This window comes from Streptomyces sp. NPDC059861 (assembly GCF_042731435.1).
GTDB lineage: Bacteria > Actinomycetota > Actinomycetes > Streptomycetales > Streptomycetaceae > Streptomyces.
This window is the reverse complement of the sequence record NZ_JBHWJQ010000008.1, coordinates 224,698-233,531: the sequence shown is the minus strand read 5'-3', so window position 1 is coordinate 233,531 and position 8,834 is coordinate 224,698. Positions and strand designations below refer to the sequence as shown.

Here is an 8,834-nt window from a genome sequence, read left to right as displayed (position 1 = left end):
CAGCCGGCACCCTGAGAAGGGTGCCGGGGCTCAGGTCGTGGTGCTGGCTGCCGGTCAGCCGCCGTCGTTGCCTCCGAAGATGCCGCCGCCGTTGCCTCCGCCGCCGCCCGCAGCGGTCAGGGTGATCGGTGTGGCGGCCGGGTCGGCGACCGGGGTGTTGGGCTGCGGGTCCTGCTGGAAGACCCGGGCGTTGCCCTCCTGGGCGCCGACGACATTGATGTTGGTGAAGCCAGCCTGCTGGAGGATCTGCTTGGCCTCGTCCACGGTCCGGCCGATGACGCCGGGAACGGTGGTCTGCTGCTGCAGCTTGCCGACCTTCAGGTTCACGTTCGAACCCTTGTCGACCTGCGAACCGGCCGACGGCGTGATCTCGAAGACCTTGCCGTCCTGGTTCGGTTCGCCGGTCGGCGTCTCGGTGCAGGTGCCGGTGAGGTTGTTCTCCTGAAGCCGTCGCTGGGCATCCTCACAGGACTGGCCCGCGACGTCCGGGACGGTCGCCTTCTCCTGGGCCTTGGCCACCTCGAGGGTCACCGTGGAGCCCTTCTCCAACTCGGTGCCAGGGTCGGGGTCCTGGCTCAGGACGGTGCCCGTCTCCTGCGAGGAGGACTCCGTGGTCTTGGTCTCGACCTTGAAGCCCTTGTCCTCCAGCTGCTGCGTCGCAGGATCGACGTTCTTGTCGATCACGTTCGGCACGGCAACCTTCGGAGCGCCCGTCGACACCACGAGGTTGACGACGGTCTTCTTCTCGACCTGCGTCCTGGGCTGCGGGTCCTGCGAGCAGATGTTGCCCTTCTTCTCCTCCTCGCAGGGCTTCGGCGTGACCGTTCCGACTTCCAGATCGCTGTTGGTCAGCAACTTTCTCGCGTCGGCCTCGGTCTGCCCCACGAGGTTGGGGACCGGCACCTTGTCGTTGCTCACGCCGTCCCCGCCGAACGCCCAGCGCCCGATCAGGATCGCGCCGACCAGGACCAGGACCGCCGCGACGACCAGCAGGATCGTCGAGGTGTTGGACTTCTTCTGGCGACGCCGGTCGGGCCGGTCGTCGTAGCCGAAGCCGCCGTCGTCCGGATTGGCCGGCGGCAGCAGGGTCGTCGCGCCGCCGTGGCCGTCGGAGCGCATGGCCGTCGTCGGCTGGTCGTCGGGGTAGCCGCCGTAGCCGACCGAGCCCATCGACGCCGTGGCGCCGACCGGCTGGCCGTCGAGGCAGGCCTCGATGTCGGCCCGCATCTCGTCGGCGGACTGGTAGCGGTAGTTCGGGTCCTTGACCAGCGCCTTGAGGACGATCGCGTCCATCTCCGGCGTGATCTCGGGGTCGAACACCGACGGAGGCTGCGCCTCCTCCCGGACGTGCTGGTACGCGACGGCCACGGGAGAGTCGCCCACGAAGGGCGGGCGGACCGTCAGCAGCTCGTACAGCAGGCAGCCCGTGGAGTACAGGTCGCTTCGCGCGTCGACCTGCTCGCCCTTGGCCTGCTCGGGCGAGAGGTACTGCGCGGTGCCGATCACGGCGGCCGTCTGCGTCATCGTCATGCCGGAGTCGCCCATGGCGCGGGCGATACCGAAGTCCATGACCTTGACCTGGCCGTTGCGCGTCAGCATGACGTTCGCCGGCTTGATGTCGCGGTGGACGATGCCGTTGCGGTGGGCGTACTCCAGGCCCTGGAGGATGCCGATGGTCATCTCCATGGCGCGCTCCGGCAGCAGCTTGCGGCCGGAGTGCAGCAGCTCACGGAGCGTGGAGCCGTCGACGTACTCCATGACGATGTACGGGATCGAGACCCCGTCGATGTAGTCCTCACCCGTGTCGTAGACCGCCACGATCGCGGGGTGGTTGAGCGAGGCGGCCGACTGGGCCTCCCGGCGGAAGCGGGCCTGGAACGACGGGTCGCGTGCGAGATCCGCGCGCAACGTCTTCACCGCCACCTGGCGTCCCAGCCGGGTGTCATGCGCGTGGTAAACCTCCGCCATGCCACCACGGCCGAGCACCGGGCCCAGCTCGTACCGGCCGCCGAGGCGACGCGGCTCTTCCATAAGCTACCTACCAGCCCTCTCCGTCGGTCCCGGTCGGCATGTCGTGCGACCGGAGACTGCCGTCCGGGCCTACCGTACCCGGCTCGCTTTGTATGACCTGGCCAAGTCCGTCAGCCGATACAGGACCGGTATCGCAACGTGCATCATTGTGAAGGCGACGTGACGGGGCTCTCACTGCTTGCTCTGGATGACCGCCTCCATCACGCTCTTCGCGATGGGCGCCGCGAGGCCACCGCCGGAGATGTCGCCTCGGTCCGCCGCGTCGTCCTCGACCACCACGGCCACGGCGACCGGCGAGCTGCCGTCGGAGAGCTTGGCGTACGAGATGAACCAGGCGTAGGGCTTCTCGCTGTTGTCGACGCCGTGCTGGGCGGTACCGGTCTTGCCGCCCACGGTCACGCCGTCGATCTTCGCGTTGCTGCCCGTGCCCTTGTCGACGACGGTCTCCATCATCGACTGCAGAATCTGCGCGTTGTCGGAGGAGAGCGGCTTGCTCAGTTCCTCCGGCTCGGTCTGCTCGATGGTGTCGACGTTCGACGCCTGGAGCTTGTCGACCATGTACGGCTTCATCAGCGTGCCGTCGTTGGCGACCGCGGCGGCGACCATGGCCATCTGCAGCGGGGTTGCGGCGGTGTTGAACTGGCCGATCGAGGACAGCGCCACCTCGGAGGGGGCCATGTCCTCGGAGAACACGGAGGCGTTCGCGCGGACCGGCGTGAACTGCTCCTCGGTGAAGCCGAACTTCTTCGCCGTCTCCAGCATCTTGTCGTTGCCGAGGTCGGAGCCGACCTTGCCGAAGACGGTGTTGCAGGACCACTGCAGGGCGACCCTGAGGGTCGCGTTCTTGCAGGGGATGGTCCCCTCGTTCTTCAGCTCGGTCGTGGTGCCCGGCATGGTCCACGGCAGCGGCGTCTTGGTGGGCGAGTCCGCCTCCGGGTACAGGCCGTGCTCCAGGGCCGCCGCCGCGGTGACGACCTTGAAGGTCGAGCCCGGCGGGTAGGTCTCGCGCAGCGCCCGGTTGAGCATCGGGTCGTTCGCGTTGTCCTTCTTCTGGAGCTTGTTCCAGGCTTTTTGGTCGTCGTCGGAGTACCCGGCGATCGTCGAGGGGTCGTACGACGGGTAGGAGGCCTGCGCCAGGATCGCCCCCGTCTCCGGGTCCAGCGCCACCACGGCGCCCTTGCCCCGCTTGGCCAGGCCGTCGTACGCCGCCTTCTGCGCGGCCGCGTTGAGGGTGGTGACGACGTTGCCGCCGGCCTTGTTCTTCCCGGTGAGCATGTCGAGGGTGTTGCGGAAGAACAGCCGGTCGTCGTTGCCGGTGAGGATGCCGTCCTCCAGGTTCTCCAGCTGGTTGGTGCCGAAGGCCTGGGAGGCGTAGCCGGTGACCGGGGCCCACATGGGGCCGTCCTTGTAGGTGCGGACGTACTCGAAGTCGCCGCTGGCGGCCCGCTTGGAGCCGGTGATGGCCTTGCCGTCGACGATTATGTCGCCGCGCGGCGTGGCGTACCGCTCGATCGCGACCCGGCGGTTGTCGGTGTCGGTGGCCAGCTCGTCCGCCCGGACGTACTGGAGCCAGTTGTCGCGGATCAGCAGCGTCAGCACGAGCAGTCCGCAGAAGATCGCGATCCGGCGCAGGGGCTTGTTCATGACGGGCGGACCACCTGGGTCATCTCGGCGTCGGGGTTGGGGGCGGGGGCCGGCGCCGGGCGGCGCGCGGTGTCGCTGATTCTCAGCAGGATGCCGATCAGGGCCCAGTTGGCGATCACGGACGATCCGCCGTACGCCAGGAACGGCATCGTCATACCGGTCAGCGGGATGAGTCCCATCACACCGCCGGCGACGACGAACACCTGGAGGGCGAAGGCGCCGGACAGGCCGATGGCGAGCAGCTTGCCGAAGGGGTCGCGGGCGGCGAGGGCCGTGCGCACGCCGCGCTCCACGATCAGCGCGTACAGCAGCAGCAGCGCCATCAGGCCGGTCAGGCCCAGCTCCTCGCCGAAGGTGGCGAGGATGAAGTCGGAGTTGGCGGCGAACCGGATGAGCTCGGAGTGGCCCTGGCCCCAGCCGGTACCGAGGGTGCCGCCGGAGCCGAACGCCCACAGCGCCTGCATGGCCTGCTCGGAGTGGCCTTCCTGGCCCGCGCGCGAGAGCGTGTACTCGCGCATCGGGTCGAGCCAGGCGTCGACACGCTGCTGGATGTGCGGCTCGAAGGAGGCCACACCGACGGCGCCGACCGCGGACATCAGCAGACCGAAGACGATCCAGCTGGTCCGCTCGGTGGCGACGTACAGCATGATGACGAACATTCCGAAGAACAGCAGCGACGTACCCAGGTCGGTCTCGAAGACCAGGATCAGGATCGACATCGCCCAGACCACGAGGATCGGGCCGAGGTCGCGGCCGCGCGGCAGGTACAGGCCCATGAAGCGACGGCTGGCCAGGGCGAGCGCGTCCCGCTTGACCATCAGGTAGCCGGCGAAGAAGACCGCGAGGACGATCTTCGCGAACTCACCGGGCTGGATGGAGAACCCGCCGACGTTGATCCAGATCTTCGCGCCGTAGATGTTCTGGCCGAGGCCCGGGACCAGCGGCAGCAGCAGCAGGAACAGCGCGCCGACCATCGAGATGTACGTGTAGCGCTGCAGGGCGCGGTGGTCCTTCAGGAAGATCAGCACCACGATGAACAGCGCGATGCCCATCGCCGTGTACAGCAACTGGCGCGGGGCGGCGGTGCCGGCCTGGCCGATGTCCTGCAGCAGCTCGGACTGGTCCAGCCGCCAGATGGCGACCAGCCCCAGCCCGTTGAGCAGGGTGGCCAGCGGCAGCAGCAGCGGGTCGGCGTACGGTGCGAACTTGCGGACGACGAGATGGCCGACGCCGGCCAGCAGGCCAAGGCCGAGCCCGTAGCTCAGCAGGCCTGCCGGTACCTCGTCGTTGATGGCGAGGCCGACGTTGGCGTAGGCGAAGACCGGGATGAGGACGGCGAACACCAGGAGCCCGAGCTCGGTGTTGCGCCGGCTCGGCGTGCCGATCGAGCCGATCGTGGACGTGTGCTGCGTCGACGGGTTGGAAGTACTGCTCATCGTGTGACGGGGCCTCTCACGGCTTGCCTACTGCTTACCGCACAGCGAGACGACCTTCTGCTCTTCCTCCGAGAGGCTGGGGCCGGGGCTGGGAGTGGGCGCGGTCGCGGACTGGCTCGGGGACGTGGAACCGGTGGCCGACGGTGTCGGTGTGGCCTTGGACGTGACAGAGGTGCGGGTGGTTCCCGTGGTACCGCCTGCCTCGCCCTGGCCGGTCTGCGCGCTGTTCTCGCTCTCGGCGGCGCGTCGCTGCGCCTCCTTCTTGCACGCGGAGGCCTGCACGCCCAGCTCGTCGATCTTCGCCTGGGCGTTCTTCAGCCCGCCCTCGGCGATCGTCGCCTCGACCAGCTTCTGCTGGTAGGGCGGCAGGTACTTGAGTTCGATCTCGGGGTGGTCCTTCTCGACCTTCGACAACGAGACCCAGGCCAGGTCCTGGCTGATGCCCCGGTACAAGGCGACGTGCTCGTCGTTGGTGCCGACGTAGTACTGGGTCTGCGTCCAGCGGTAGCCACCGTAGAGGCCGCCGCCGATGACGGCCAGCGCGAGGACGCCGTAGAAGGATCGCTTCAGCCAGCGGCGCCGGGGCCGTGGTTTGACGAAGTCGTCGTCGCTGTAGCCGCCGAAGCCGTCCGCCGGGACGTAGCCGGTGGTGTCGCCGGAGCCGGGCGGCCCGAACTCGCCGCCCCCGCCGCCCTGTCCGGGCACCTGGCGGCCGAGGCCGGCGGCGCGGCCGGCCGGCGTCTGCATGATGCCGTTGTCGTGCAGGTGGTTCTGGTTCTCGGCGACCGCGCCGACCACGACCGGGGTGTCGGACAGCTGTCCGGCGAGGGTGTCACCGGTGTCGAGGTCGAGGACATCGGCGACGATGACGGTGATGTTGTCCGGGCCGCCGCCGCGCAGCGCCAGCTCGATCAGCTGCTGCACGGTCTCCTGCGGGCCCTGGTAGCTGGCGAGGGTCTCCTCCATCGTCTGGTGGGAGACGACGCCGGACAGGCCGTCGGAGCAGATCAGGTAGCGGTCACCGGCCCGCACCTCGCGGATCGACAGATCGGGCTCGACGTGGTCACCGCTGCCGAGGGCGCGCATCAGCAGGGAGCGCTGCGGGTGGGTGGTGGCCTCTTCCTCGGTGATCCGGCCCTCGTCGACGAGGCGCTGCACCCACGTGTGGTCCTGGGTGATCTGCGTGAGGACACCGTCGCGCAGCAGGTACGCGCGCGAGTCGCCGACGTGCACCAGGCCGAGCCGCTGGCCCGTCCACAGCAGGGCGGTGAGGGTGGTGCCCATGCCCTCCAGCGACGGGTCCTCCTCGACCATCTGGCGCAGCTGGTCGTTGGCGCGCTGGACGGCCGCGCCGAGCGAGGTGAGGACGTCCGAGCCCGGGATGTCGTCGTCGAGCTGGACGATGGTGGAGATCGCCTCGGAGGAGGCGACCTCGCCGGCCGCGGCGCCGCCCATGCCGTCGGCGATCGCGAGCAGGCGCGGACCGGCGTACCCGGAGTCCTCGTTGCCCTCGCGGATCATGCCTTTGTGCGAACCGGCGGCGAAGCGCAGTGACAGACTCATGCGCACCTCGCCCGTCGGCTCCGGGTACAGCCGATCGTGTCGAGCCACACTGCCCACCCTCCGGTCGGGAGCGCGCCGGGGCCCCGGGTGTGGACCGCCGCTGCGTGCTCGCTCCGCTCGCGCTCATTCATGATGTAGCACTACTTCCGCAGCTCGATGACGGTCTTGCCGATGCGGATCGGTGCACCCAGCGCGATCGGCGTGGGGGTCGTGAGGCGGGTCCGGTCGAGATAGGTGCCGTTCGTGGACCCGAGGTCCTCGACGATCCACTGACCGTCCCGGTCCGGGTAGATCCTGGCATGCCGGCTCGAGGCGTAGTCGTCGTCCAGCACGATCGTGCTGTCGTGCGCCCGGCCCAGGGTGATGGTCTGGGACTGGAGCGCGACGGTGGTGCCGGTGAGTGTGCCTTCGGTCACCACCAGTTTGGTGGGGGCGTTGCGCCGCGCCCGGCCACCGGCCGGTTGCTGGCGCTGCTGCGGCGGCGCCTGGCGCGTGGCCTGCTGCGCCCGGTTGGCGTCCCGTCGGGATCCGCGCTGTGTGACGCGCGTACCGAACAGATCGCTGCGGATGACCTGCACGGCCACGATCACGAACAGCCACAGTACGGCCAGGAAACCCAGCCGCATGACCGTGAGGGTCAGCTCTGACATTGCCCCCGGATCACCCTTCGGCTTGCCTATAGATAACGGTGGTGCTGCCCACGACGATCCGCGAGCCGTCGCGGAGCGTAGCGCGGGTGGTGTGCTGCCCGTCCACCACGATGCCGTTGGTGGACCCGAGATCCTGGATCGTCGGGGGCGTTCCGGTTCGGATCTCGCAGTGCCGACGGGATACGCCGGGGTCGTCGATCCGCACGTCGGCGTCGGTGCTGCGGCCCAGCACCAGGGTCTGGTGGGAGATCTGGTGGCGGGCACCGTTGATCTCGATCCAGTACCTGGTGCGGGAGCCAGGGGCGGCGCCGGGCGCGGCCCCGGGACGCTGCGCGGCGGGTTGGGCCGGCTGCGGATATCCGTACCCGCCGGGGCGGGCGCCGGGCGGGGGCGCCGAAGGCATGGGGGGAGCGCCGGCTGGCTGTGCCGGGGCACCCGCGGGTGGGTACCCGTAGCCACCGGCGGCACCCGCGGGGCGGGCACCGCCGGCCGCGGAGCCGGGGGCCTGCTGGTCGGTGGAGGAGGCGAGCGTACGGCTGCGCACCCGGTAGAGACCGGTGTCCAGGTCGTCCGCCTTCTCCAGGTGGACCTTGATCGGCCCCATGAAGGTGTAGCGCTGCTGCTTGGCGTAGTCGCGGACCATGCCGGCGAGCTCGTCGCCGAGCTGGCCGGAATAGGGGCTGAGGCGCTCGAAGTCCGGGGCGCTCAGCTCCACGATGAAGTCGTTGGGCACGACGGTGCGGTCGCGGTTCCAGATGGTCGCGTTGTTGTCGCACTCACGCTGGAGCGCTCCCGCGATCTCCACGGGCTGCACCTCGGACTTGAACACCTTGGCGAAGGTGCCGTTGACCAGACCTTCGAGACGCTGCTCGAACTTCTTCAGGACTCCCATGGGGCACCTCCTCCGGTGTTGCCGTCCTGTGTACTGCCTACCCGGTACTGCTTACTGATCGTATCCACGCCCCGGTTAATCGGCTGGTTCCCCCTGTCAGCCCGGTCGACGGGTGTCGACGGGTGTCGACGCCTGACGAAGTTCCCTGCGGCGCTCCCCTTCGAACTTCTGGCATGGATCGTAGAGGGGGTTGCAAACAAGTGTCCCGCACCGGACTGCGGACTCGGTCCGGCTCCTGGGCAGACGGGCAGGACCGGTACGAGGTTGATACGTGCGGGGGGTCTTCTGGCCGGTCGGCGTGCCGCTGTGGGGGTGCCCCTGCCCCCGATAAGGGATGTGAACCCACCCGGTCCAGCGTGCTAATGTTCTGGGTGTCGGAAGGCGCCAACCCGAAGCGGTGAGGCCCCAAGACACACCCAATGCGCGGGTGGCGGAATAGGCAGACGCGCTGGATTCAGGTTCCAGTGCCCGCAAGGGCGTGGGGGTTCAACTCCCCCCTCGCGCACAGCTGAAGCGGGGGGGGGGCGGGTAAACCAGGCCGCCCCCGGAGTTTTTTTAAACCGGCCCCCGGGGGGGGTTTTTGAAAAAAAAAACACCCCCCCCCACCCGAGGGGGGGT

Annotated in this window: 6 protein-coding genes and 1 tRNA gene; 1 reads left to right on the top strand and 6 read right to left on the bottom strand. The window is 69.0% G+C overall.

Features of this window, described 5'->3' with window-relative positions:
* Positions 1 to 54 precede the first annotated feature (54 nt).
* From pknB to ACFV6X_RS10355, 6 genes are all read right to left on the bottom strand, one after another.
* Positions 55 to 2,031: a Stk1 family PASTA domain-containing Ser/Thr kinase gene (pknB, locus tag ACFV6X_RS10380; protein WP_385380461.1), complete on the bottom strand. Its 1,977-nt coding sequence runs from the start codon at positions 2,029 to 2,031 to the stop codon at positions 55 to 57.
* A gap of 171 nt (positions 2,032 to 2,202) precedes the next feature.
* A complete protein-coding gene (locus ACFV6X_RS10375) occupies positions 2,203 to 3,675 on the bottom strand; it encodes a penicillin-binding transpeptidase domain-containing protein (RefSeq protein WP_385380458.1) in 1,473 nt (490 codons plus the stop codon).
* On the bottom strand, positions 3,672 to 5,111 hold the full coding sequence (locus tag ACFV6X_RS10370; protein ID WP_385380455.1) for an FtsW/RodA/SpoVE family cell cycle protein: 1,440 nt from the start codon (positions 5,109 to 5,111) through the stop codon (positions 3,672 to 3,674). The genes ACFV6X_RS10375 and ACFV6X_RS10370 overlap by 4 nt, the downstream gene beginning before the upstream one ends.
* 27 nt (positions 5,112 to 5,138) lie before the next feature.
* Positions 5,139 to 6,674: a Stp1/IreP family PP2C-type Ser/Thr phosphatase gene (locus tag ACFV6X_RS10365; RefSeq protein WP_385380477.1), complete on the bottom strand. Its 1,536-nt coding sequence runs from the start codon at positions 6,672 to 6,674 to the stop codon at positions 5,139 to 5,141.
* 140 nt (positions 6,675 to 6,814) lie between these two features.
* Positions 6,815 to 7,324 carry an FHA domain-containing protein gene (locus tag ACFV6X_RS10360; RefSeq protein ID WP_365457323.1) on the bottom strand — a complete coding sequence of 170 codons (510 nt, stop codon included), beginning with the start codon at positions 7,322 to 7,324 and terminating at the stop codon, positions 6,815 to 6,817.
* Positions 7,325 to 7,334: 10 nt separating this feature from the next.
* Positions 7,335 to 8,216 carry a DUF3662 and FHA domain-containing protein gene (locus tag ACFV6X_RS10355; protein ID WP_365457320.1) on the bottom strand — a complete coding sequence of 294 codons (882 nt, stop codon included), beginning with the start codon at positions 8,214 to 8,216 and terminating at the stop codon, positions 7,335 to 7,337.
* 421 nt (positions 8,217 to 8,637) lie between these two features.
* On the opposite strand from ACFV6X_RS10355, the gene ACFV6X_RS10350 reads away from it, so the two are divergent.
* A tRNA-Leu gene (locus ACFV6X_RS10350) sits at positions 8,638 to 8,721 on the top strand.
* Positions 8,722 to 8,834: the final 113 nt, after the last annotated feature.

Excerpts from the sequence above, each read along its gene's own strand:
- ACFV6X_RS10370 (WP_385380455.1), bottom strand. The coding sequence starts at position 5,111 with ATGAGCAGTACTTCCAACCCGTCGACGCAGCACACGTCCACGATCGGC.
- ACFV6X_RS10360 (WP_365457323.1), bottom strand. The coding sequence starts at position 7,324 with ATGTCAGAGCTGACCCTCACGGTCATGCGGCTGGGTTTCCTGGCCGTA.
- ACFV6X_RS10375 (WP_385380458.1), bottom strand. The coding sequence starts at position 3,675 with ATGAACAAGCCCCTGCGCCGGATCGCGATCTTCTGCGGACTGCTCGTG.
- ACFV6X_RS10365 (WP_385380477.1), bottom strand. The coding sequence starts at position 6,674 with ATGAGTCTGTCACTGCGCTTCGCCGCCGGTTCGCACAAAGGCATGATC.
- ACFV6X_RS10355 (WP_365457320.1), bottom strand. The coding sequence starts at position 8,216 with ATGGGAGTCCTGAAGAAGTTCGAGCAGCGTCTCGAAGGTCTGGTCAAC.
- pknB (WP_385380461.1), bottom strand. The coding sequence starts at position 2,031 with ATGGAAGAGCCGCGTCGCCTCGGCGGCCGGTACGAGCTGGGCCCGGTG.